The organism is Streptomyces sp. NPDC031111, assembly GCF_055570675.1.
On sequence record NZ_JBVIGS010000008.1, the window covers coordinates 65,148 to 88,916 of the forward strand.

A 23,769-nucleotide genomic window follows, 5' to 3' on the forward strand; every position below is an offset into this window, starting at 1 on the left:
CGGATCACTCCTTTGCACGGGCGGGGCCTTGGGGCGGCTCGGTCTGTTCGGTTCGTTCGACCGGCTCGGCCGGTCCGGCTCCTTCGGCCTGCTCCGCCAGTTCCGACAGATACGTCGCGATGTCGGCGGAGGCGGGCCGGTTCCACAGCAGGGTGGGTGGCAGCGGGACGGCCAGACGGTGTTCGAGGTCGGTGCGGAAGGCCACGGCGCGCAGGGAGTCCAGCCCCAGATCGGACAGGGCGTGATGGGCGGCGACGCCGGCGGGTTCGCCGCCCAGGACGCGGGCGGCCGACCTCCTGACTTCCTCCAGCAGGACTTCGTAACGGCGCCCGGCGGGCAGCTGCCGCCAGGACGGTCCGGGGGCGGCGCTCCGGGCGGGGCCCACCGCGTGTCCGGTCCGGGACCGCAACTCGCGCAGGAGCGGAGGCACCAACGGCGGGACGGGGCCCCGCACCGGGTCCGGTTCGGCCAGGCGGAACACGGCCAGCTCGCCGTGGAGGCCGGCGTCTGCGCCGCCCCACGCCTCCAGGGCCTCCTCGCCGTCGAGGGCGTCCGTGCCCCGGGCCCGTAGCTCGGCGGTGACCGTGTCGGCGCCGGCGGCCATCCCCAGTCCGCGCCAGCTCGTCCACGCCAACGACAGCGTGTCGCGGTGCCCGCCGGTCCGGCGGTGCCGGGCCAGCGCGTCGAGGAAGGCGTTGGCCGCGGCGTAAGGGCCCTGACCCGGCAGGTGCAGCAGCTGGCCGGCGGACGAGTACAGGACGAAGAAGTCCACGCTGCCGGGAGGGAACAACCGGTGCAGGGCGAGGGCGCCGCTCGTCTTGGCCCGCATCACCTCCTCCCACACGGGCCCGTCGGCGTCCGGCAGAGGGCCGCCGGCGGTGACGCCCGCCGCGTGGACGACCCCGCGGACCGGCGGCAGGCCGAGCGCGTCGGGGTCCAGCGCCCGGCGCAGGGCCGCCTCGTCGCACACGTCGGCGGCCACCACCCGCACCGTGGCGCCGGCCTGCTCCAAGGCCCGTACGGCGGCGACGCGTTGGGCATCCGCTCCGGGCGGCAGGCCGTCCCAGTCCCGGCGCGGGGGCAGCCCCGTGCGGCCGACGAGCACCAGTCGGCGTGCGCCGCGTCCGGTGAGCCAGGCAGCGGTGCGCAGGCCCAGCACGCCGAGTCCGCCGGTGATGAGGTAGGTGCCGTCCGGGTGGCACCGCGGCCCGCCGTCCGGGACGGGTGGGGCCGGCACCAGCCGGGTGGACCAGGCGGTGCCCGCCTCGACGGAGACGACGTCCTCGGCGCCGGTCCGGCCGAGGAGCCCGGTGAGCGTCGCCAGGTCGTCCGGGCCGGGGCGGGAGGGCAGGTCGAGCACTCCGCGCCACAGGTGCGGGAGTTCACCGGCGAGCGTGCGGCCCAGGCCCCACAGGGCGCCCTGCGCCACCGCCCGCAGGTCACCGGGCGTCCGCGCGCCGCGGGTCACCGCCCACAGGGACGCCTGGGTGCCCTGCCCGGCGAGCGCCGCGGCGGTGCGGGCCAGGAGCCGCACCTGCTCCAGCGCGGCCCGGTCGCACCCGGGACCGCCGCCGGGTGGCGGCGCGACCAGAACCACGTCGCCGGGTCCGGCGCGCAGCCCCTCGGGACCGGGCAGGTGCTCGGCGCCCAGGGCCCGGGCGAAGCCGGGTTCGGACCCCACCGCCACCACTCGCCGCGGGGGCCGGGCCTCCGGCTGGGACGGCAGGGGGCGGCGGGCGGTGACGAACACGGTGCCGCCGTCCCGGTCCGGGCCGGGCGCCGGGGAGGCATAGCGCAGCCCGCGCATGCGGACGCGGATCCGCCCCTCGGGGCCCACGAGGTCGAGGTCCACGGTGTCGTCCGTGCCGGGCCGCAGCCGGATCACGAGCACGGCTTCCTCGGGGACCGTGCCGCGGTCCGCCGGACACACGGTCGCCAGCGCGGCGGGCATCCGCAGGCGTGGCGGACCCGGCAGACACACCGAAGCGGTGGAGAAGGCCGCGTCCCACAGCGCGGCCCACGTGCGCGGCCGTCCGGTGGGCGCGGTGACCACGGCGTACGCCGACTCCTCCGCACGCACCAGTTCCTTGACCGTCCAGGCGAACCCCATGGACGGCACGCCCAGGTCCGCGAGCCGGCCGGTCACCAGCGAGGGATCCTCCACGCGGGCCTCCGGGCCGGGGCCGGTGAGCGGCGGCAGCGCGTCATGGGCGCACGAGGCGGTGCGGGCGGTGGTGTGGGTCAGCCAGGCGCCGGGCCCGGCACCGTCCTCCCGCGCGGCCAGGCGCGAGCACAGCCGCAGCGCATCGGACCGCAGCGTGACCCGCACGTCGCGGGGCGCCTCCACCGCGACCGGCACGGCGAGACGGACCCCGGTCAGACAGCCCAGGTCCGGGTCCTCGCCGTCCGGCGCGGCGGCGCGCGAGCCCGGGCTCTCGTCGGCTGCCGCCGTGGCCCGCGCGAGGGTGTGCAGCAGCACGGCGGCCGGCACCACCTCGGTCCCCGCCACGGGATGGTCGCCGGGATAGGGGCGGTCACCGGTGTCCAGACGGGTCTGCCACAAGTGCAGCGGGCCGAGGCCGGGTCCGGCGGTGTGCTCGCCGAGCAGGGTGTGCCCGGCCGGGTCGTGGCCGGCACGGGACGAGCCGCCCGTACCGGAGGGCGCCGCCCAGTGCCGGGTCCGCCGCCAGGCGGTGGCCGGCAGGTCCGTGAGGCCGCCCTCGGTGTGGTGGGCCGTCCAGTCAAGGTCGACGCCCGCGCCGTACAGCGCCGCCGCGTTGGCGAGGAGCGTGGCCCGCTCGGGGGCGTCGCGGCGCAGTGTGTGCGCGACGACCGGACGCGGTCGGCCCGCGGCGTGCACGCCCGCCAGGGTCTCGGCGACCGAGTGGGCGACCACCGGATGGGTGGCCACCTCGACGAAGGCATGGTGGCCGTCCTGCCACGCCGCCTCCACCGCGGGCCGCAGCCGCACGGGGGCCCTCAGGTTGACGGCCCAATACGTCCCGTCGCGGGGTGCGCCGTCGCGCGGTCGCGGCAGCGCGGTGGTGTACAGCGGCAGCCGTGGCGGACGGACGGTCAGGTCCGCGCAGGCCCTTTCGAGGGGTGCGGTCAGCGTGTCGAGCAGCGGGGTGTGAAAGGCCGTGTCACTGGCCACCGTCCGGGCGGCCGTCCCCTGCCCGGCCCAGGCGGCCGTCAGGCGGGCCAGCGCGTCCGCCCGGCCCGACAGCACGCAGCTGGTGGGTGAGGCGTCGATCGCCGCCCACACGTCCGTCACGCCCTCGGACGCGATGCGCCGCGCGGCGTCCCGGAAGGACAGCGGAACGAGGACCATGGCGCCGTCTCCCGCGGCGGTCCGCACCAGGGCGGCACGTCTACAGGCCAGCCGGGCGGCGTCCGCCTCGTCGAGCACGCCCGCCACGGCCGCGGCGGCGATCTCACCGACCGAGTGGCCGATCACCGCAGCCGGCCTGAACCCGTAGGAGCGCCACACGGCCGCGAGACCGAGCTGCACCGCAACGGTGAGAGCCTGAACGCGCCCGGTGTCGCCGAGATCCGCCGTCTCGAGGGCCTCGCGCGGCGAAAACCCGGCCTCCCCGCGGAAGACGGCGTCGATCCGGTCCAATACGTGGGCGAAAGCGGGCTCTTCGGCGAGCAGGGTCCGTCCCATGCCGGGCCACTGGGCGCCGTGCCCGGAGAAGACCCAGACCGCGTCCCCGAGGGGTGCGGCCGGCGCCCACTCCCGCTCGTCCTTTCCGGCCAGGCCGCGCAAGGCGGTCAGCAGCTCTTCGCCGGTGTCGGCGACCACGGCGGCGCGGTGCGCGAGATGGGAGCGGTGCACGGCGAGCGTGCGGCCGACATCGGCGAGCGCGAGGCCCGGCTGGGCGGACGCGTACCCGGCCAGCCGTTCGGCGTTGGCCCGCAGGTGGCCCGCCGACGCGCCGGAGAGCGGGAACAGGCCGCGGGGGCGCCGGTGGGGATCGCGACCGGATGTGACGGGAGCCTGTTCCACGATCAGATGGGCGAGCGTGCCGCCGTAGCCGTAGCTCGACACGCCGGCCCGTCGCCGGGGACCGCGTGCGGGCCAAGGACGCGCCTCGGTGACCAGACGCAGCCCCGAGGACGCCCACGGTATCGCCGGGCTCGGGCCGGCGACGCCGGGCGTCGCCGGCAGCCGCCCGTGGCCCAGCGCCAGGACGCAGGTGAGCAGGCCGGCCGCGCCGGAGGCGGCCTCCAGGTGGCCGATGAGTCCCTTCACCGACCCGATCAGCAGCGGATCGCCGGCCTCACGCACCGCGCCGTGGACCGCGGCCAGCGCCTCCGCCTCCACCGGGTCACCCGCGCGGGTACCGGTGCCGTGGGCCTCGACGTAGTCGACGTCGCCGGGCGCGATCCCGGCCGCACGGCACGCGGCCCGCAGCACCGCCTCCTGCGCGAGTGCGCTCGGCGCCATGATGCCGGGGGTACGGCCGTCCTGGCCGACGGCGCTGCCGCGGATCACGGCGAGCACGCGGTCGCCGTCGCGGCGTGCGTCGGTGAGCGGCTTGAGTACGGCGATGACGCATCCCTCACCGCGCCCGTACCCGTCGGCCGCCGCGTCGAAGGGCTTGCTGCGGCCGTCGGGGGAGGTCGCTCCGGCCCGGGCCAGGGTGACGGCGAGGCCGGGGCCGGCCACCAGCATCACGCCGCCGGCCAGCGCGAGGCGGCACTCGCGGGCGCGCAGCGCCTGGCAGGCGGTGTGCACGGCCACGAGGGAGGAGGAGCAGGCGGTGTCGATGACGGCGCTGGGGCCGCGCAGGTCCAGCGCGTGCGAGACGCGGTTGGCCGCGCCGCACGGCGAGGCGCCGATCCCGCTCCAGGCGCGGATGCCGGGCAGATCCTCCAGTACCCGGCGGCCGTAGTCGTCGGCCCCGACGCCCACGTAGACGCCGGTGTCCGATCCCGCCAGGCCGCGGGCCGGCACGCCCGCGTGCTCGAGCGCCTCCCAGGCCACCTCCAGGGTCATGCGGTGCTGCGGGTCCATCATCGCCGCCTCGTCGGCCGGGACACCGAAGAACCCGGCGTCGAAGCCGGCGATGTCGGCCCTGTACGCGCCGCGGGACGGCGTGCCGCCGAGGACCCGCCGGGCGGCGGCGCCACCCCGGTCGGCCGCCTCGGCCCACCGGTCGGCCGGCAGGTCGCCCACCACTGGTTCGCCGTTCGACAGCCGCTCCCACAACTGCTCCGGCGAGTCGATGCCGCCCGGAAGACGGCAGGCGATGCCGATCACCGCGACGGGCTCGTGTTCGGGATGTGCCGGGACGTCGGGCATGAGCCGCACTTCCTCCTCGGGTCGCGTGGACGGTCCTGCTCGGGCGCCCCTCGCGGGCGGCTCGCGGCAGGCGGCGGACCGGCCGGCCGCACCGAGGGCGGTGCGGCCGGCCGGCGTTCGGACAGGCGGCGTCAGAGCTTGACGCGCGTGCCCTCCCAGATGTCCTTCTGCCAGATGTCGCCGAACAGCCAGTTGCCCGGCGCGTCCGGGTCCGGGCTGGTGTAGTACTCCTTCCAGGCGGTCAGCAGTTCGTCGACGGACAGGCTCCCGTCGCCGTCGCGGTCGAGCTTCTCGAAGGCGATCCGGCTGTTCTCCGTGGAGGTGCCGAATGCCTTCTGGAAGCAGGCGAACTCACCGGCGTCCACGCTGCCGTCGCCGTCCCGGTCGCAGATCGCCCACAGCGCCTCGGCGAGCGGCCGGAAGCCCTCGGTGAAGCCCTTCTCGTCCTCCGCGAACGCGCGGCGCAGGCCCGTCCGCCATTCCAGGGGAGTGATCCGGCCGTCCTGGTTGAAGTCGACGGCCGCGCTGACGTGCTGCCAGAACAGCCCGAACGCCTTGAAGAGAGCCTGCGCGTTGTCGGAGCCGAACGGCTCGCCGATGTACGCCACGATCCGGGCCGCCAGCGCCAGGGCGTCGGCGCTTTCGAGGACACCGTCGCCGTTCTGGTCGCCGTGTCCGAAGCACACGTCGAGCTTGCGGTCGAGGAGCTGGTCGACGTCGTGAGGACTCATTAGCTGGACCTTCCTGTGCCGAGGAGTTCCGGGCCCGTAAAGCCGGCCCGGACGCGTCCCTAAGAAATTAAGCGACACGGAAGGGGATGCACATAGCTAACGTAAAACGCCTCTGATTTGGCTATAAGGCATCTCTGACCTGGGCAGACGCGTCACACACGGACGAGGGGAGACATAGAGCGGTCGCTGTGGATGTCCAGCAGTTCACGAGTGGCCAACAGGTAAGTAGGAGCGGTCGAGAAACCTGTCGGCGTCGGTGTTTTCCAGTCTTTTCGGACGCGACGATTTCGTATTCTTAAATGAAAGTATTATCGATTACGAGGGTCGGTGCCATCGCCGCCGCTCCGGGTCAGTTCAGGAAGTCGATGAGCCGGCCGTTGAGCTCTTGCGGTTCGGTGAGGGGCAGGGAGTGGTGGGTGGTGCGGGGGAGGAGCGCCACCTCGCCCTGCGGGAGTGTGCGGCGGGCTCGGTCGGCGACTTTGGTGGCATCGTGGGCGCGGCTGTGTTCTGCGAGGAGGACGAGTACCGGCATGCGGAGGCCGGCGGTTCGGGGGCGGGCGCCGGCGATGAGCTTGCGGCCGGGGACGGTGGTGGCCAGCGCGTAGAGGCGCTGCCAGGTCTCGTCCGGTCGGGTATCCGCTGTCTCCCAGGCCAGGAAGGCGCGGGCGCGGGACTGGCTGGGGCGGATCAGGGTGGGCAGCAGCGGGGCCGCGATCAGCAGGAGCGAACCGGGAAGGTCCAGCGGTGTGGGCTCGGCAGGCCGTTCGCTCGGCACGAGAACGGCAGCGGCGGCGAGCACGACCAGGATGAACGGCACGGACACCAGGAAGATCCACCGCCAGCCGAGCAGTTCGGTGATGATCCCGGAAACCACGAACCCGAGGACGAGGCCACAGCTCGCCACGGCCGCCCACACGCTCAGCGCCCGGGACCTGCGCGGTCCTTCGGGGAACATGAGCACGATCAGCGCCATCGCCGCCGGAAGCGCGACCGCTTCACCGGCGCCCTGCAACAGCCGGGCTGTCACCAGCACGGCGAAGGACGGCGCGAGCCCGGCCAGCAGCGACGCGGCACCGAAGAGAGCGGTGCCGAGCAGGAGGATACGGCGCCTGCCGAGCACGTCGCCCAGCCGGCCGCCGAGCATCAGCAGCCCGCCGCCGGTGATCGTGTACCCGACCACGACCCAGGTCAGCGACATTGACCACGGTCACGTCGACCGCGATGAAGAACTGCAGCATGGCCATGCAGCACAGCACCAGCCACGCACGCGCCGGCGACGAACCGTCCCAGCGCGAAAGGAGATTGCCTGAAAACACCGAGTGCTCCGTTGCCCAGAAGAAGTTCCGAGCAGCACGAACGTGCCGCTCCGGTCCAACCACGGAGCGGCAGAACGTTCAACAGAAGTGAGACGAACGCCCCGCCGCTAGCGGAGCGTCCTCGTCACCGCGGCACAAGCCGCGCACGAAGCACCGGACATGGCACCGATACTACGGGAGCCGCGGATCGGGGCGCGTGGTCGCGAACCGGGCGCGGTAGTGAGCCGGCGGGACGCCGAACCGGGCCACGAACGTCCGCCGCAGTGTCTCGGCGCTGCCGAAACCCGCCACCCGAGCGGTTTCGGCCACGCCGTGACCGGCGTCGAGCAGGGCCTTCGCGTGGTCCAGTCGCACGGTCTCGACGAACTTACCCGGTGTCGTGCCGAGTTCGGCGCCGAACAGCCGGGTGAGGTGCCGAGGGCTCACCCCGGCGAGGTCCGCCAGTGAGCCGGTGCTGTGCTTGAGCGCGGGCTGCGCCGCGATCAGGTCGGTGACCGCACGCAGCGCAGGGGTGCGCGGCACCCGGGCCTTCAGCGGCGCGGAGAACTGGGACTGACCTCCAGGACGCTGCATGAACATCACCAGGTTGCGGGCGACGTCGCGGGCGAGGTCCGCGCCGTGGTCATGTTCGACGAGGGAGAGCGCCAGGTCGATCCCGGCGCTGATGCCCGCCGACGTGATGACGTCACCGTCCTGGACGAAGAGTGAATCCGGCTCGACCTGGATGTCGGGGTAGGCGCGGGCGAGGAGCGGGGCGTGTCGCCAGTGGGTGGTCGCGCGACGTCCCGACAGTACGCCGGCGGCAGCGAGAACGAACGAGCCCGTACAGATGGAGACCAGCCGGCCCACACGGGTACGCAGCTGCCGGACGGCGTCGGTCAGCATCGTGGGAATCGGCTCGGTGACGAGCACATCCCCACCCGTGACCACGAGCGTCTCGACGTCCTCGAGGTCGGCCGCCCTCGAGTCCACCGCCAGGCGTGTGCCGATCGAGGTACGTACCGGCTCGCCGGACGGCGAGGCGTAGCACAGCGTGTACCGGGCGCCGAACGCGTTCGCCTCGGCGAACACCTCCGCGGGGCCCGATACGTCCAGCATCTTCATGCCGTCGAACACCAGGAACGCCACACGGTGATCCGTCATGGGCCGTCCGCTCCTCTCCTCACTCCCTCCCAGGATGTCCGAAACCACCGCAACGTCGCTGATCAGGTCACTCGGGCCAGGCGTTCTCCTGAATGATCCGGACGAAATCCTCACGCCGGAACGACGGGTCGAAGTGGGCGAGCACGTCGTCGTTCATCGTGCCGAACGTCGTCTGAGGCCGGTCGGACATGCCGTGGTAGAACGCCTGGAGGATGCGCCTCTTGAAGTCCGGCCGCGGATGGGCGGCCACCACCTCCGCACGCTGCTCCGGCGTGATCTCGTCGAGATCCAGCCCCAGGACGTCGGTCTCCACGCCCAAGGTCACCACAGCCACCTCGGGTGCCAGGCGGAGCGGAACCTCCGGCGTGGTGTGCAGGGCGACCGCCAGCCAGACGTTGCGCGCCTCCTCCTCGGATCGGCCGTGGTCCCGCAGGAACGTGTACGCCACCTCCGCACCGTCGAGCTCGAACCGGCGGTCCTTCGTGCGGTAGTCGTCCGTCAGGCCGAGATCGTGGAAGAGCCCGCCGACGTAGGCGAGCTCGGGATCCACCTCGAGCCCTCGGGCGGCGCTCTTGAGCACTCCCCACAGGAACACCCGGCGGGAATGGTGGAACAAGGTGTCGTCCGCCGCTTGGCGCACGAGCGCGCCGGCCTCGCGGACCAGAGCAGTATCCGGGATGGCGATCCCGGCGATCGTTTCGGGCATGGTGCCTCCTCGGCAAGGAAGGTCGGAGAGCCGGGTCATGTCCCGGCTCATCCCACCCTCTCCGGCCGGCTCCTCCCTCGGAACTGTCCTCAAGGACGGCTGACCCACAGATACGGACACGCGGGTGCGGGGTGGTAGCCGATGCCGGGCGGCACCGTGCCGCCGTGATCAGTCGACGGGGGCCAGGAACTCGGCCGGGGACAACGGGCGGCCGACGATGCGGGTGTCGCCCATCCAGCCGTAGAAGCCCTGTCCGAACCGCTCGTCGAACTGGGTGGCACCGAGCACGAAGGGTTTGCCGAGCGTGGCGATGCCGGTCGACGGCTGGGCCGGATTGCGGGCGATCTTCGAGCCGTCCACGTACACGATGGTGCGGCGGGCGTCGTTGACGACGGCGATGTGGGTCCAGCGCCCGACCGGGATCGCATGGCTCCACGAGGTCGGGTCGGCGTCCTGGCGGTCCGGATACACCACGAACTGAAGGAAGCGTTCCGGAGATACGTTGAGGCTGCACGTGGGTTCCAGCGGAGACCAGCCGGTGGTTTTGCCGATGTCGCCGTTGCGTCCCTCCCAGCTGAGGATGCCCATCCAGGCGTGGTCGCCCTCGAACGGCTCGGGCAGCCGTACGAACGTCTCGATGGTGTAACCGCGCAGGAACTTCTCGCTGTTCAGGCGTGCGCGAGGCCCGGTGGCCAGGATGGCTCCGCGGTCGGGGCTCTTGCCTCCGTCGAAGCGGAGACTGGCGTGTGCGGGCTGCCCGGGATGGTGTTCGGCCGATACGGTGAGCACCTTCGCGTCGCTGTCGTGCAGGCGGCTGACGGTGAGGTCGTTGCCGTTGCCGGACAGGTCACGCACGACGGTCCCGTCCGGGACCGGGGCGCCCGCCGTCGGCAGGGCCGCCCCCGAGGAGTCGAACCGCCAGTAGGCGACCGTGCCACGGGGCATGACGGCTGAGGCCGGCCGAGGCTTCGGCGACACAGGCGGAGCGAAGCGCCGGAAGCGGTCTGCGAAGTCGATCTCCAGGCTGAACCGGTCGACGGGACCGGTCAGTTCGAGCGTCTCGGCCTCCAACGGGGTGCGGTCGGACGCGTCACGGGCCAGGAACCACGGGGAGAACGTCTCCACATCGATGACGCCCCGTACGAGGTCGAAGCCGTAGAGGCGGATCATCCCCGCGCCGCCGTAGTAGCGGTCCTGGTAGTTGGTGACATGCAGGTGGACATCGTTGTCAAAGTCGTTGGCCAGGACGGTGCGGCCGGGCGGCCAGTAGTGCCCGCCGAGCGCGAGGAAGATCTGGTCGTTGCGGCGGATGAGCTCGTCCCACATACGGGTGCCGTTGTCGGACAGATGGGCCGCGCCGTCGTCCCCGGCCCACACCAGGTCGTGGGTGGTCAGTACGGCGGGCAAGGTGCGGTGCTCGTCGAGCACGCCCTGGGCCCAGTGCAGGCCGGCGTCGGACACCCGCCAGTCCAGGGCGAGGACCAGCCACTCTCGGTCGGCCGCGCGCAGGACGTGGTAGCTGTTGTAGCCGTCGGGGGAGGCGCCGCCGAAGGTGGGCGCGGAGGCGAACCGGTGCGGGCCGAAGGCGTCCAGATAGGGGGTGTCACCCCGCTGGTCGTCACCGGAAGCGATGTCGTGGTTCCCGGCCAGGACGCTGTAGGGCAGCCGGCCGTCGATCAGGCGGAAGGTACGGGCGGCGAGGGTGATCTCCTCGCGTGTGCCGTGCTCGGTGATGTCGCCCAGGTGCGTCAGGAAGGCGAGGTTGGCGTCCCTGCGCCGGTCCACCAGGTACCGGAACGTGGCCCGCAGCGGCTCTGGGTCGGCGCTGTCGGCGTCGAACAGGTACTGCGTGTCGGGCAGGACCGCGAGGGCGAATCGCGGTGAGGCGGGGTCGAAACGGCCCGAGCGTGCCGTGTCCGGGGCGGCGTGCGCGGGCTCGACGCCGGTGGCGAGCGCGGCGGCGCTCATGGCGCCGGCAGCGGGAATCGCGACGGCGGCCTGGAGCAGGCTGCGTCTGTCGGGGTGAGAGGAGTCGGCAGGAGTCATTCCCGCTCCTTGTCGCAGGTGGTGAGTGGGGCTGCGGGACACTCTCTCCACCTGCTGTGACCACGCCGGGACAGCCAACTGAACGCCGCTCGAAGAAGGATGAGCCGGGCGGCGGCACGCTCTCCGCCCCAGCCACCACGAGAGACCGCCCCCAGCCGGCCGGAAACGGCCGGCTGGGGGCGCACAGAGGAGTCATGCCTCCGCGAGCAGTGGTTCGTAGGGCGTGGAGCGCCGACGGCCGGACATGAAGGACAGGAAGTCCTTGATGAACGAGCTGCGGGTGCAGACCCCCTCGGCGCCGGCCGTGTCGCGACGAAAGGCGGTGCGGAACAGGGCGCGGTACTCGTCCGCGTCGATGATCTGGTTGCCGTCCTTGTCGGTGGCGTCGAAGAGGACCTCGGCGACTTTGATCAGGGCGGGACCGGCCAGCGACGGAACGGCCGCGGCGTACTCCTGGGCGCTGACGCGACCGTCGCCGTCGGTGTCGAGGGCGGCCTGCAATTCCCGCCACCAGTCGGCGAAGGCGTTGTAGAGCCTGGATTCCTCGGGTTCGTTCAGATCGAGGCGGCTGGACAGTTCGCGGGCCATGGCGGCGAGATCGGGCCAGTCCAGATATCCGTTGCCGGTCTGGTCCAGCACCTCCGTGAAGAACTCCTCCGCGCTGCGCTGGAGTCCGCCTTGTGCGGCCGGGTCCGGTTGCTGAGGAAGCGGGGTGATGAGCCGGATGAGGGCTCCGGCCCGGTTCATCCTGTCACGCAGGGCTGTGATCGTGCGTGCCCGTGGGTCGTCGCTGTCGGGGGACAGGGCGAGCAGGTCGGCGATGGTATCGGCCTTGATCCAGCCGTCGGGGAGGAATCGGGCCAGGCCGACGGTCAGATAGGCGCCCTGCATCAGGCCCTGCGCGCCGGGCAGTTCGGGCAGCCCCGCTCGTCGGCGAAAGGGTTCGGGCAGGGACGCCACAGTGATCGCCCCGATGACTGGGCCGGCGACGGCACGCCCGGCTGCCCACAGAGTGGGCAGACCGGTCAGCAGGGGCGGGGCCGGGAGGTGGTCGAAGAGCTTGTAGAGGATGATGCGCATGGCCTCCGTGTTCTCCAGCTCCTCCTCCACCACCCGGTCGTAGTGGGCCCAGAACTCGTGCAGGGAGGGCGGCAGGTGGCCGGCTGCGTCTCCCAAGGCGGCGAGGAACGCCTGGAACTCCGCGTACAGCTGCTCCATGGCGTTCTGCTCGAGGGGCTGTCCGCTCAGCCGGCACATGGTGACGGTACTTTCGAACATGGTCGCGACGACCCACGCTCGTACGTCGGGGTCCATCGCGTCGTAGGGACGGTTGCGGGCGTCAGTGCCGTTCAGCCGTGCGTGCAGACGGTTGAGCCGGGCCGCCTCGCGGGCTCGGACATGATCGTCGGCACCGAACATGCGCTGCAAACTCAGGAAGGTGTTGCGCAGCCGCCGCCAGGGATGGGCGACGAACGTGGAGTTGTCGATCAGCGCGGCGCCGATCTGAGGGTGCGCCGCCTCCAGGACGGTGGCCCGGACCATGGCCAGCGCCCAGCGAGGGTCGTTGACGAACGCGTGGAAGTGCGAGCCAGGTCCGAATAACTGCCTCATCTCCTCCTCGATACCGGGTTGCGAGAAGCCACCGTCGCGATCCGCCGTGCCGGCACCGGTGCTGGGGGATTCGCTGTCTGCGTGCGTCACGGTCGGCGCTCTCCATTCTGGTGGGGCAGCACGCCGCCGAAGCGGCGATCGCGCTGCCGATAGGTGTGCAGGCAGTCAAGGAAGTGCGGTGCGCGGAAGTCGGGCCACAGCACCGGCGGGAAGATCCATTCGGCGTAGGCGACCTGCCAGAGCATGAAATTGGAGATGCGCTGTTCCCCTGAGGTCCTGATGACCAGGTCGACATCAGGGGTGTCGGGGAAGGGCAGGTGCGCGGCGAAGCTCTGCTCGTCCACGGCGTCCGCCGGCACGCCACTGCGGATGAGCGACCGTGCGGCCTCCACGATGTCCCCGCGCCCGCCGTGATCGAACGCGACGGTCAGCGTCATCCCCTGATTGGCGCCGGTCAGCGTCATCAGGTCGGCGAAGTCCTGGGCCAGCCCTGTCGGCACCCGGGAATCGGCCACCCCGAGGAAACGACAGCGGATGCCACGCGCGTGCAGGAGCGGGGCGTGTTTGCGTACCACGCGACGCACCAACTGCATGAGGAAGTCGACCTCGGTGTTCGGACGGCGCCAGTTCTCGGTGGAGAACGCGTACAGACTGAGCCATGCGACGCCGGCCGACCGGGCCGCCTCGATGACATCGATCACCGCCGTCTCCGCAGCACGGTGCCCCGACGTCCGCGGCAGCGACCGCTGCGCGGCCCACCGTCCGTTGCCGTCCATCACACAGGCGACATGCCGGGGCGCCTTCCTGAGCGTCTCGGCCCTCGGAGCAGGAGCGTCGAAGGCTCCGACAGCCTGCTGACGCGTCATGCTCACCCCACCCCCTCAGCTCGGACAGTGACGCCTCCCGCGACGCGACAAGAACCCAGCGGCCCGTTCACCACCGTCTCCCGGAAGAGTGCCAGCACACATCAGGGCAGGCAGTGCCGGTTCCCACACTTCACCCTTGATGCGTCTGTCCGATTTGATGCCGCCGCCGGTCAGGGGAGCGCCGTGGTGGTACGGCCACCGGTGACCCGCAGCAGATCGAGCCTGCCCGCGTCGCTGCTTCCGGTCGCCGCCGTGTAGGTGACCATGCGCAGATCCGCGCCGGGGACGATGAGGACGTCGCAGTCGAGCAGGATGTCGCCGACCTCCGGATGCCGGACCGTCTTCCGGTCGGTCGTGTGCTGCGTGGCGGCCGTCCGCGCGGCCCAGTGACGAGCGAAGGCGTCGGAGGTGCCCCGCAGTTCCCTTACGAGACGATCGAGCCGGGCATCCCCGGGATAGCGGGACACGGCGTCCTTGAGGTCGGCCACGATCGAGGCCTCGAAGGCGTCCTGCCCGCGCTCGGACCGGACGGGATGCATCGCGGCTCGAGCGGCACCGTCGCCGAACAGGGCGCGGGCCAGGTTCCGTTCGAGGGGCGGGAGGACGGCCGGGTCACCGTGCAGGCCACTCCACATGGCGTTCCACCACACCAGGGTCCAGTCGGCGCTGAACACGCCGATCGGGACATCGCCCAGGCGGGCGGTGAGCCGTTGGATCCCCGCGGGCACATGGGCGCTGACCGTCCCGTCCTGCGGCGGCAGGAGCCCGGCGCTGCGGTACAGCTGGTCGCGCTCGGCCCGTGAGAGCTGAAGGGCCCGAGCGAGGGCGCCGACCACCTGGCCCGAGGGGTTCTTCGCACGTCCCTGCTCCAGACGCAGGACGTAGTCGACGGAGAGCCCGGCCAGCTGCGCGAGCTCCTCGCGGCGCAGTCCCGGGGCACGCCGGCCGTTCGCCACGGTGAAGCCGGCGTCCGCCGGGGAGAGTCGGTCGCGCCAAGCGCGCAGGAGCGCACCGAACGCGGAGCGGGAGGAAGCCATGGGTTCATTCTCGCCGTGCGGCGCCGGATGAGCCTGGGTACTGCCAGTCCTGGTGACGGTGACGGCACTGGCTGGCGCCGGCGGCAGCGGCGAACGTGGAGATGCCCCCAACCGAGCGTCATCGGCTGACCAGTCAAGGAGCCTCCCATGCAGCACACCATCGTGATGACCGGCGCGAGCCGCGGGATCGGCCGCGTCGCCGCGGAGCACATCCTGCGTCGGTCGCCAGGCGTGCACCTTCTCGTCGTCGCCCGCGAGTCCTCCGGCGCACAGCTCGCCGCGGACCTCTCCGCGGGCGGTCACACGGTCTCGTACGTCTCGGTGGACCTCAGCTCACTGGAGAGCGTCCGCTCGGCCGCCACCGAGATCCGTGACCGACTCGATGGCGGTGAACTCCCCCCGCTGAGCGGTTTCGTGGGCAACGCGGGCATCCAGTACACCAACGCGCTGACCGCGGGACCCGACGGGTTCGAGTCCACCTTCGCCGTCAACGTGCTCGCCAACCACCTGTTCGTGCGACTGCTCCAGCACCGCTTCGTCGCTCCGGCCCGGATCGTGATCACCACCAGTGACACCCACTTCGGCGACTTCAAGCACAACCTGGGCATCGTGCCCGGCCCGGCCTGGAAGTCCCCCGAGGTCCTGGCCCGCACGGGCGCCTTCCCCGCGCCGCGGAGCACGGGTGCCGGGCGCACCGCGTACTCGACGAGCAAGCTGGCCACGATCTACCTCGTGCACGAGTACGCGCGCCGGCTGCCGGCCGGGATCGACGCCGTCACCTACAACCCGGGGCCGGTCCCCGGCACCGGCCTTGCCCGCAACGCGGGACCCATGACCCGGTTCGCGATGCGGCGCATCCTGCCGGTGATGACCCTCACGCCGTTCGCCACCGGCCGTGGTGCCGCGGGCCGTTACCTCGCCGACGTCGTTCTCGGCACGACCGAGGCGCCGACCGGGTCCTACGTCGACCGCGGACGTGCGGCCCGCTCGTCGGAGGAGTCCTACGACCCGCAGCGCGAGCGCGAACTCTGGGACGCCGCCGAACGTTTCACCGCGACGCGGACTGCCCGATAGACGTCGCCAAGGACTCCGGGAACGAGGGAATCGCTGTTCGTGTCACGATGCTCGGCATGTCTGGTCGCGCGCTGAGTTTCGGAGTGGTGGCGGAAGCGTACGAACGGTTCCGGCCGGGGTATCCCGTGGAGCTGTTCGACATGGTGATGGCGTACGCGGGCCATCCGGTTCGGACCGCCCTCGAGATCGGCGCCGGGACAGGCAAGGCAACCCGTCTGTTCGCTCAGCGGGGGGTCGTGGTGACCGCTACCGATCCTGACGGTTCCATGCTCGCCGAGCTGCGCAAGCACGTGCCGACGAACGTCAGGACGGTGCAAGCCGCGTTCGAGGACTTGCGACCGGGCGACGAACCGTGTGGGCTGGTCTATGCGGCAGCAGCGCTGCATTGGACGAGGCCGGAGGGCCGGTGGCCGCGGATGGCCGCGCTGTTGGAACCGGGTGGCGTATTCGCCTCATGGGGCGGGCCGTTTCGACTGGCCGACCCGGCTGTGGAGGAGGCCGTCCGCGCGGCGCGGGCGCCGTTCCTGGAGAGTGACGAGATTCCGTCGCCCGACGGGACGCCTCCGGATCATGCGATGCAGTGGCCGGGTACGGAGCTGCAACGGTCCGAATGGTTCACCGACGTTCGGCAGTCCGTGATCGAACGGCGTGTGACGATGAGCGCCCGCGACTACGTTGGTCATCTCTCCACCGTCTCGGCCTATCTCCTCCTGCCGACCGAGGAGCGAGAGCAGGTGTTCGGCCAGATCATGGGGGTACTGCCGGACAGAGTCGAGATGGTCGCCGACATCACCGTCCATCTCGCGCGTCGGCGCCGCGAGGATTGATCACGACTCCTCGCCCTCGGCGGCGGCCTCCTGGCACCCAGGGTGCGACGGCTGGTTTCGTGCCACCACCTGGAGATGGGCCATCTGGGCGCAGTTCGGTCGGTGGGGGCGGTCACCACCGTGAGCGATTCCGGCCGATGCGGCTCGGCCATTCGGCTGCGGTTGCCTCGCACGTCCGGCCGCGTCGGGGTGTGGTGGAAACGGATGCGTGCCGAGGACCGGCGCAGTGGTGGCCTCGGGCGTTCGGCCACGGAGCACGAGGGACGGAGTATGCCCATGCCCCCCATACGCGGAGCCATAGCCGGCCGCCGACGTCGTACCGCCGTCGTCACGGCGTTGTTGACCTGCTCGACGATGGTGACCGGGCCGAACATCGCCTCGGCAGGCGGTGCCCCCACCGTGCCCGCCCCGCAGCTGGACTGGAGCCGGTGCGTACCCGGCAGTGAGTTCGACTGCGCCACCGCGAAGGTGCCGCTGGACTACGACGATCCACGTGGCCGCACCATCGAGCTCGCGGTCGTGAGACGGAAGGCAACCGACCCCGGTCGGCGCATCGGCACCCTGTTCTTCAACCCCGGCGGGCCCGGCGGCCCCGGAACCCTCCAGATGCCCCAGAACTACGAGTCCTTCCCCCGCGAGGTGCGGGAGCGGTTCGACATCGTCAGCTGGGACCCCCGCGGAGTCGGCAACAGCACCGCGGTCGACTGCTTCGGGAGCCCCGAGGAAGCCGCCGACTGGAACGCGAACCATGCGGCGGGCTTCCCCGTGGGCGAGGAGGAGCGGGCGGCCTTCATCGCCGCGTACCGGGACCTGGCACGGCGCTGTGAGCAGCGGGCCCCCGAACTCCTGCGCCACGTGTCGACCGCCGACACCGCCCGCGACCTCGACCGGCTCCGCCAGGCGGTGGGCGATCCGTACCTCACCTACCAGGGGATCTCCTACGGCACGATCCTGGGCGCCACCTACGCCAACCTGTTCCCTGGCAAGGTCCGCGCCATGATCCTCGACAGCAACTGGGACCCGCAGGCCTGGACGAACCACGGCTCCGACGACGACCCCCGGCTCACGAGCTTCCTGCGCATGGGCTCCGACCGCTCCGCGGCGGCAACCTTGGACCAGTTCCTCACCCTCTGCGGGTCCACCACCACCGCCCACTGCGCCTTCTCCGCCGGCAGCCCGAAAGCCACCCGGGACAAGTTCGACCAGCTGATGCGGCGGCTCCGTGAGCAGCCCGTAGGCGCGTGGACGTATGCCGGCACGTTCGCCAACGTGGTGAACAGCCTCTACGTCGTCCACCCGGGGTGGACGGAACTCGCCGGGAGACTCCAGGACCTGTGGCAGGGCCGCGTCGCGGAGCCGTCCCCGTTCCCGCCCCCACCACCGGTCCCGAACCCGAATCCGTATCTGGGCGAGGAACAGGGCGCCGCGGTGCTCTGCGGCGACAGCCCCAATCCGCGTGACCCGGGCGTCTACCACGCCCTGGAGGAGGCCGCCGCCGCCCGCGCGGGCGACGCCGGACGCTTCTGGACCTGGGCCAGCGAGGGGTGCGCCACCTGGCCGGCCGTGGCCGCCGACCGCTACCGCGGCCCGTGGAACAAGCCGACGGCACACCCCGTCCTGGTGGTAGGCACCCGCTACGACCCCTCCACCCCCTACTCGGCCTCGCAGGCCATGACCAGGGAACTGGCCGACGCCCGCCTGCTCACCGTCGAGGGCCACGGGCACACCGCACTGCTCAACCCCAGCAGCTGCGTCCAGGCCCACGAGAGCCGCTACTTGATCGACGGCACCCTCCCGCCGGCCGGAACAACGTGTCGACCGGACAGGCCCCCCTTCCCCGCCCCCAAGCCCGGCGGCGGCATCGCCACCGGCGGGGGAGGGACGGCCACCACCATCACCTGAAGCGCGGCGGCCCCCGGTTCCCGGGAGCCGCCGCGGGCACCGCATCTCACAGGCCCAACGAGGCCTCGGCTCAGTAGTAGAGCCAGAGCCTGTAGTAGTTCGAGTTCGACGCGTCGACCCTGCAGTCGTAGTCGATTGCCCAACCGCTGGGTCCCACAGTGTTGGCCACGCCGGCGGCGAGGCATTCGAGGTACCAGTAGTACCGCTCGAAGGGACGCCACGAGGCCGGGACGGAAGCCGGGGCCCACGAGGAACCCTCGCTCGCCTGCGTTGATACGGCCCCGGTGGCCGTGGTCGTGGGGGCGGCTGCTGCCGGCACGGTCAGGGCTCCGAGTGCGAGCGCGGTGCCGAGTGCCGCGCTCGCCAGAGCGTGACGCATACGCATGTGCATCTCCTTATCCGGATGGGCTCGTAGTGCTGAGCCGCGCAGGGAGGGAACTGTGCGACAGCCGATCGGTGGTGCCGTCCTGGTGCGTCAGAGCAACACCGGCACACACCAACCGGACTGCCACCAAAGGCTGTTGGTCGTCGCCCAACCAGTGCAACGGCAACTGGCTGTCCCGGACAGCCGCGGGCTGTCCGGGCTGGTCGGTGACTCGTCCGGATGGCGTCCCGGACAGAGAAGGGCCGCGTTGCGCGGCTACCTCCCGTCTCGCGCGGCGCTCAACGGACCCCGCTCCCCCCACCCGTGCGCAGGGCCGCCACCACGGGCACCACCGTGCCGGTCACCACCAGGAGTGCCGAGACACCCGTGACGGCGACCACCGTCGCGTACGGCACCGACACCGGCGCGGCCGGGAACAACTGCCCGAGGGCGCCCACCAGTCCGATGAGGTTGACACCGAAGGCGAGCAGCGCCAGTACCACCCCGACCGCCGCGACCAGCAAGGACTCCGCGACGAAGAACCACAGGGTCTGCCGGGGAGTCGCCCCGGCCATACGGAGTGCGGCCATGTCATGGCGGCGGTCCGCGGTGGCCATCAACAGGGTGTTCAGGATGGCCACGAAGCAGAACAGCACCACGATCACCCCGGTGGCCCGCTGCCGGGTCTCGGTCAGCCGTTGGCCGAGGGCGGCCTCGGTGGCGATCAGTTCCCGCCGGCTCGCAAGCCGTGCTCCGCCGCCCTCGACCGCGGCCCGGACCGCGGCGAGCGCGGCCGCACGGTCGGTGCCGGGATCGAGGGCGAGGTAGGCGCGACGGACCAGTCCGTCACGCGCGAACAGCCCGGTGTAGGCGAGCCGTTGCGGCAGGTAGGCCACGTCCTCGCCGGGCAGGGCGGCATACGTGGCGGCAACGGTGAGGACGACACGCCGACCGTCCGCGAGCACTACCGGGACCCGGTCGCCGACCTGTCTGCCCCAACGTGCGGCGACCGCCATGCTGTTGCCGTCGAGGTCGGCGAGCGACCCGCCGACGACCGTCAGCCGCGTCGTCCGGCGCAGCGCCTCGGGGTCAACGGCCAGTCCGTCGTTCTCCTCCAACCGCCCGTCGCCGTCCGGCAGATGGATCGTGGTGAGCACCGGCGCGGCCAGCCGTACGCCGTCGATGCCGGCCACCCGCCCCATGACCTGTGTGCTGATGCCCGGTGTGCCGTCGGGCACCAGGGCAAACGGTGCGCCGACCGTCTCGCGCAGCCCCTCGTTCCGCGCCGCTTCCAGTGAGTCGGTGGCCGTGAGCAGGGACAGGGCGAGGCCGACCGTCAGCAGGACGGGGGCGGCGGTGGCCGCCGTACGACGGCGCGCGGTGAGCGCGCTCTGCCGCACGAGCAGGGCGACCGGCCCCGGCAGGCGGCGCAGCGGCCGCATCAGCGCCCGGACCACCGGACCCACGAGGAGGGGAGCGAGCAGGGCGGTGGCCACCACGGGCACGAGCAGCGTGACGACGTACACGGTGGGGGAGAGGACCGTGCGCGGTGCACCCAGTGCGATCCAGCCCGCCGTGCCCACCGCGCAGGCGAACCCCACCCCGCCCAGCAGCATCCGCCCACGCCCCGGCGTGTCGTCGACCGCCGCCTCCCGCAACGCCTCCACGGGCTCGACGCGCGAGGCCCTGCGCGACGCCCCGACGGCTCCGCAGAGCGCCACGAGGACACCCGTGACGAACGCCGCGCCGGCCGGCGCCAGCACCCGCGGACGTGCCGACAGCTCCACCCGGAACCAAGGCGGTGCGATGTCCAGCGCGACGAGCAGTGCCGTCAGCCATCCGGTGCCCAGCAGACCCAGCAGGCCTCCTACCGCGGACGCGCAACAGCCCACCAGCAACGCCTCACCGCGCACCATGCGCCGCACCTGTCGGCCGGTGGCGCCCATGGTGCGCAGCAGCGCGATCTCCCGGTGACGCTGCACCACCGCGAAGGCGAAGGTCGACGCCACCACGAACACCGCGGTGGTACCCGCGACCGCGGCCATGACGGGCAGCAGGGTGAGCGTGTTGTCCAGCGCCTTCCGGTCGGTGCCCGCGTCGGCGTCCGCCCGGTGACGGTCCTGCCCGGTGAGCACCGCAGCGTCGTCGGCCACGGCCTCCTGTATCCGGCCGACGGGGCCCGTGGCGACCAGGGCGTCGACACGCGGCGAGATCCTGGCTGCCTCGGCCTCCGTGAAGAACACGGCCTTCTCCCAGGGCACCGGGGCCACGGTCCCCACCACGGTGCGCCGCTCCGGCCCGGCCGCCGTCAGCACGGTCACCTCCGCACCCACACGCGCCCGGTCGGCCGGTACGACGATCTCGTGCGCGGCGCGCGGCGGGTGGCCGTCGCTCAGCCGGTACCCGCCGAAACGCGCCACCGGCCAGGGATGACCGACCTGGTCGTCGGGGCCGTCGGCCACCTGCGCGTAGAAGGCCCGGTCCACCACCGTGTGCCCCGTGCCGGACACCTCCCGCACCAGTCGCGGCGCCAGCCCTTGTGACTCCGGCAGCGACCGCACACCCAGGTCGTGCCGGGCAGGGTCCCACCGCGGGTCGACGGGCAGGACGACGGCGGGGGCGCCGGCGAAGCGGCGCGGCGGACGGTCCGGGCTCTCGGCCGAGGCCGACAGCGCCACCCCCAGCGCGGTGAGCTGGGCGACCGCCAGGACCAGCGCCGCGAACGCCCCCAGGAACGACACCCATCGGGCACTCACGGTGCCCAGCGCCACCCTCAGCATCGCGCGGCCTCCGACACTGCCCTGCCCCTCGCTCCGCCCAGCGCCGCCATCCGGGCGGCGACCGCCTCCGGAGCCGGGTGGTGCAGCTCCCCGGCCACGAGGCCGTCGGCGAGAAACACCACTCGGTCGGCGAAGGCCGCGACCTGCGGATCATGGGTGACCATGACCACCGTTCCCAGCCCTTGGTGGTCCGGGGTGTCCACCAAGCTTCGTAGGTCCCGCAGGAGTTGACGCCCCGTGGCGAGGTCGAGGGCCCCGGTGGGCTCGTCCGCGAAGAGCACGGCGGGCCGGGTGACCAGGGCACGGGCCACGGCGACGCGTTGCTGCTGGCCGCCCGAGAGTTCCCCCGGACGGCTGTCGCCCCTGTCCGCCAGACCCACCCGCTCCAGCGCCCGCCGTATCTCCCCACGAGCCGGGCGCCGTCCGTCGAGTCGCAGCGGCAGCGCGATGTTCTGTTCCGCGGTGAGCGAGGGCAGCAGGTTGTACGCCTGGAAGACGAAGCCGGTGGCCCTCCTGCGGTGGGCGGTCCGTGCCGTCTCGCCGAGCGACGAGATGTCCGTGCCGTCGAGGACGACGCGGCCGGCACTGGGCCGGTCCAGCCCCGCGGCGCACTGGAGCAGGGTGGACTTGCCCGACCCCGATGGCCCCATGACCGCGGTGAAGCTCCCCCGGGTGAAGCACAGGTCGACCGGGCCGAGCACGGTCACCGCCGATCGCCCGGAACCGTATCGCTTGGACACGGCTTCGAGACGCACTGCTTCTTCCAACGCTCCGCCCCCTTGATGGATGGTCTTCCACGCCCCTCCCGACCCTTGTGTACGCCGTCCACATTTCGTGGGCCGCGCCCGCCGAGGCGCGGGCGAGGGGAGGTGTCGTACAGTACCCCCAGTTGTGTACGCCGTCCACATCCAACGGGAGACGGTCACAGGAACGAGGAGCACCGATGGCACCCCGGGACACCTACCGGCACGGGAACCTGCGGCAGGCGCTGATCGCGGCGGGCGTGGAACTCGCCCGCACGGGCGGCCCGGACGCGGTAGTCCTGAGGGAGGCCACCCGGCGGGCGGGTGTCGTCCCCAACGCCGCCTACCGCCACTTCGACGACCGCCGCGCCCTGCTGAGCGCGGTGTCCCAGGCCGCCCTGGCGGAACTCGCCCGTGCCATGGAGGTGCGGGTGGCGGCAGAGGCCGAAGAGCGACCGGAGGGGGACGAAGCCGAGGAGCCCGCCGTGGCCCGCGCGCGCCTGAGGGCCCTGGTCCGCGGCTACCTCGCCTTCGCGCGGGCCGAACCCGGTCTGTTCCGCGCGGCGTTCGTGACCTCGGACCTGAAGGAAACCGACAACGAGGCCGCCGCCGGAACCGGCGGCCGCACCGCCTTCCGGCTGCTGTCGGACGCCCTGGACGACCTGTCGGCCTGCGGCATTCTGCCCGCTGAACGCCGCCCGGGCGCCGAGTACTTCGTCTGGTCGGCCGTGCACGGCATGGCCGTACTCCTCATCGAGGGACCTCTGCGGGGCCTGCTGCCCAGCCAGGCGGAAGAGGCCGAGCAGAGGCTGCTGGGGGCCATCGAGCGAGGACTCTGACCAAGATCTCGACTCGCCGCCCGCCTCGCCGTGCAAGGGCACTTGCCTCCACCGTCGTGGTGCCGGTAGGAACCATGCGTGACTGATCAAGGGAAGTTCGCGCGTACTGTCATAGCGCTCTCGTCCGTCGTCGTCGCCGGGTGCGCTCTCACCGTGACGATCAAGATGGTGAACACCGATACCGAAGCGACCTACCCGCCGCGCCTGTTGGACCAGGAGGCGGTGGAACGGCAGGCTGTGGCGGCCGTACGGGGGATGAAGAACATGTCCAGGGACGGCGTGAGCTGCCCGGCGGCCATGGAGGCCAAGAAGGGCAACACGTTCCACTGCACCGTTCAGGTCGGCTCGAACCCCAAGACCGTCACGGTCGAGGTCACTGACGACCAAGGCGAACTCGCCATGGAGTACACGCCCTGAATGGCGTAGGAACCGCGGCGTCCCCGATTGCTCGTCCGTCGGAAAGGCGCGCTCCGCCG

The 23,769-nt window shown here is 72.1% G+C and carries 16 protein-coding genes and 1 pseudogene; 5 read left to right on the forward strand and 12 right to left on the reverse strand.

Going from position 1 to position 23,769, the window contains the following annotated elements; all coding sequences use genetic code 11:
- Positions 1-4: 4 nt before the first annotated feature.
- The 9 genes and pseudogenes from ACZ470_RS18005 to ACZ470_RS18045 form a co-directional block, all read right to left on the reverse strand.
- Entirely contained in the window at positions 5-5,308 is a 5,304-nt protein-coding gene (locus ACZ470_RS18005) for a type I polyketide synthase (RefSeq protein WP_468428251.1), read from the reverse strand.
- A 131-nt stretch (positions 5,309-5,439) separates the two neighbouring features.
- Positions 5,440-6,039, reverse strand: coding sequence for an EF-hand domain-containing protein (locus tag ACZ470_RS18010; protein ID WP_468428253.1), 600 nt, complete (start codon positions 6,037-6,039; stop codon positions 5,440-5,442).
- 697 nt (positions 6,040-6,736) lie between these two features.
- A pseudogene (locus ACZ470_RS18015) lies at positions 6,737-7,283 on the reverse strand (MFS transporter); the annotation flags it as partial.
- A gap of 243 nt (positions 7,284-7,526) precedes the next feature.
- The gene (locus tag ACZ470_RS18020; protein WP_468428255.1) at positions 7,527-8,498 is read right to left on the reverse strand and encodes a GlxA family transcriptional regulator; all 972 of its coding nucleotides are present in this window, start codon (positions 8,496-8,498) and stop codon (positions 7,527-7,529) included.
- A gap of 67 nt (positions 8,499-8,565) precedes the next feature.
- A complete protein-coding gene (locus tag ACZ470_RS18025) occupies positions 8,566-9,204 on the reverse strand; it encodes an HD domain-containing protein (protein ID WP_468428257.1) in 639 nt (212 codons plus the stop codon).
- Positions 9,205-9,372: 168 nt separating this feature from the next.
- Positions 9,373-11,250 (reverse strand): LamG-like jellyroll fold domain-containing protein, encoded by a 1,878-nt coding sequence (locus ACZ470_RS18030; RefSeq protein ID WP_468428259.1) that lies wholly within the window; start codon positions 11,248-11,250, stop codon positions 9,373-9,375.
- Positions 11,251-11,442: 192 nt separating this feature from the next.
- A complete protein-coding gene (locus ACZ470_RS18035; RefSeq protein WP_468428261.1) occupies positions 11,443-12,861 on the reverse strand; it encodes an oxygenase MpaB family protein in 1,419 nt (472 codons plus the stop codon).
- Positions 12,862-12,947: 86 nt separating this feature from the next.
- Positions 12,948-13,727 (reverse strand): polyprenyl diphosphate synthase, encoded by a 780-nt coding sequence (gene uppS, locus ACZ470_RS18040; RefSeq protein ID WP_468428263.1) that lies wholly within the window; start codon positions 13,725-13,727, stop codon positions 12,948-12,950.
- Positions 13,728-13,897: 170 nt separating this feature from the next.
- Positions 13,898-14,764, reverse strand: a complete 867-nt coding sequence (locus ACZ470_RS18045) for a helix-turn-helix transcriptional regulator (protein ID WP_468428265.1) — start codon at positions 14,762-14,764, stop codon at positions 13,898-13,900.
- Positions 14,765-14,911: 147 nt separating this feature from the next.
- Here ACZ470_RS18045 and ACZ470_RS18050 point away from each other — a divergent pair, with 147 nt between their 5' ends.
- From ACZ470_RS18050 to ACZ470_RS18060, 3 genes are all read left to right on the forward strand, one after another.
- Entirely contained in the window at positions 14,912-15,838 is a 927-nt protein-coding gene (locus tag ACZ470_RS18050; RefSeq protein ID WP_468428267.1) for an SDR family NAD(P)-dependent oxidoreductase, read from the forward strand.
- 56 nt (positions 15,839-15,894) lie between these two features.
- Positions 15,895-16,665 (forward strand): class I SAM-dependent methyltransferase, encoded by a 771-nt coding sequence (locus ACZ470_RS18055; protein ID WP_468428268.1) that lies wholly within the window; start codon positions 15,895-15,897, stop codon positions 16,663-16,665.
- A gap of 276 nt (positions 16,666-16,941) precedes the next feature.
- On the forward strand, positions 16,942-18,567 hold the full coding sequence (locus ACZ470_RS18060) for an alpha/beta hydrolase (RefSeq protein ID WP_468428270.1): 1,626 nt from the start codon (positions 16,942-16,944) through the stop codon (positions 18,565-18,567).
- A 70-nt stretch (positions 18,568-18,637) separates the two neighbouring features.
- Here the strand turns inward: ACZ470_RS18060 and ACZ470_RS18065 are convergent, their stop codons facing one another.
- The 3 genes from ACZ470_RS18065 to ACZ470_RS18075 form a co-directional block, all read right to left on the reverse strand.
- A complete protein-coding gene (locus tag ACZ470_RS18065; RefSeq protein WP_468428272.1) occupies positions 18,638-18,952 on the reverse strand; it encodes a hypothetical protein in 315 nt (104 codons plus the stop codon).
- Positions 18,953-19,230: 278 nt separating this feature from the next.
- Complete coding sequence (locus ACZ470_RS18070) at positions 19,231-21,711, reverse strand: ABC transporter permease (RefSeq protein WP_468428274.1); 2,481 nt, start codon at positions 21,709-21,711, stop codon at positions 19,231-19,233.
- Positions 21,705-22,451, reverse strand: coding sequence for an ABC transporter ATP-binding protein (locus ACZ470_RS18075; protein WP_468428276.1), 747 nt, complete (start codon positions 22,449-22,451; stop codon positions 21,705-21,707). The genes ACZ470_RS18070 and ACZ470_RS18075 overlap by 7 nt, the downstream gene beginning before the upstream one ends.
- 203 nt (positions 22,452-22,654) lie before the next feature.
- Between ACZ470_RS18075 and ACZ470_RS18080 the strand changes: the two genes are divergently transcribed.
- Together ACZ470_RS18080 and ACZ470_RS18085 are read left to right on the forward strand one after the other, a co-directional pair.
- Positions 22,655-23,293 carry a TetR/AcrR family transcriptional regulator gene (locus ACZ470_RS18080; RefSeq protein ID WP_468428278.1) on the forward strand — a complete coding sequence of 213 codons (639 nt, stop codon included), beginning with the start codon at positions 22,655-22,657 and terminating at the stop codon, positions 23,291-23,293.
- A 78-nt stretch (positions 23,294-23,371) separates the two neighbouring features.
- Positions 23,372-23,710, forward strand: a complete 339-nt coding sequence (locus tag ACZ470_RS18085) for a DUF4333 domain-containing protein (protein WP_468428280.1) — start codon at positions 23,372-23,374, stop codon at positions 23,708-23,710.
- Positions 23,711-23,769: the final 59 nt, after the last annotated feature.

Bases quoted from the DNA above. Each gene is read 5' to 3' on its own strand.
- uppS (WP_468428263.1), bottom strand. From the start codon at position 13,727: ATGACGCGTCAGCAGGCTGTCGGAGCCTTCGACGCTCCTGCTCCGAGG.
- ACZ470_RS18020 (WP_468428255.1), bottom strand. From the start codon at position 8,498: ATGACGGATCACCGTGTGGCGTTCCTGGTGTTCGACGGCATGAAGATG.
- ACZ470_RS18030 (WP_468428259.1), bottom strand. From the start codon at position 11,250: ATGACTCCTGCCGACTCCTCTCACCCCGACAGACGCAGCCTGCTCCAG.
- ACZ470_RS18010 (WP_468428253.1), bottom strand. From the start codon at position 6,039: ATGAGTCCTCACGACGTCGACCAGCTCCTCGACCGCAAGCTCGACGTG.
- ACZ470_RS18080 (WP_468428278.1), top strand. From the start codon at position 22,655: ATGGCACCCCGGGACACCTACCGGCACGGGAACCTGCGGCAGGCGCTG.
- ACZ470_RS18065 (WP_468428272.1), bottom strand. From the start codon at position 18,952: ATGCGTATGCGTCACGCTCTGGCGAGCGCGGCACTCGGCACCGCGCTC.
- ACZ470_RS18055 (WP_468428268.1), top strand. From the start codon at position 15,895: ATGTCTGGTCGCGCGCTGAGTTTCGGAGTGGTGGCGGAAGCGTACGAA.
- ACZ470_RS18060 (WP_468428270.1), top strand. From the start codon at position 16,942: ATGCCCCCCATACGCGGAGCCATAGCCGGCCGCCGACGTCGTACCGCC.
- ACZ470_RS18035 (WP_468428261.1), bottom strand. From the start codon at position 12,861: ATGAGGCAGTTATTCGGACCTGGCTCGCACTTCCACGCGTTCGTCAAC.
- ACZ470_RS18070 (WP_468428274.1), bottom strand. From the start codon at position 21,711: ATGCTGAGGGTGGCGCTGGGCACCGTGAGTGCCCGATGGGTGTCGTTC.
- ACZ470_RS18005 (WP_468428251.1), bottom strand. From the start codon at position 5,308: ATGCCCGACGTCCCGGCACATCCCGAACACGAGCCCGTCGCGGTGATC.
- ACZ470_RS18045 (WP_468428265.1), bottom strand. From the start codon at position 14,764: ATGGCTTCCTCCCGCTCCGCGTTCGGTGCGCTCCTGCGCGCTTGGCGC.
- ACZ470_RS18050 (WP_468428267.1), top strand. From the start codon at position 14,912: ATGCAGCACACCATCGTGATGACCGGCGCGAGCCGCGGGATCGGCCGC.
- ACZ470_RS18025 (WP_468428257.1), bottom strand. From the start codon at position 9,204: ATGCCCGAAACGATCGCCGGGATCGCCATCCCGGATACTGCTCTGGTC.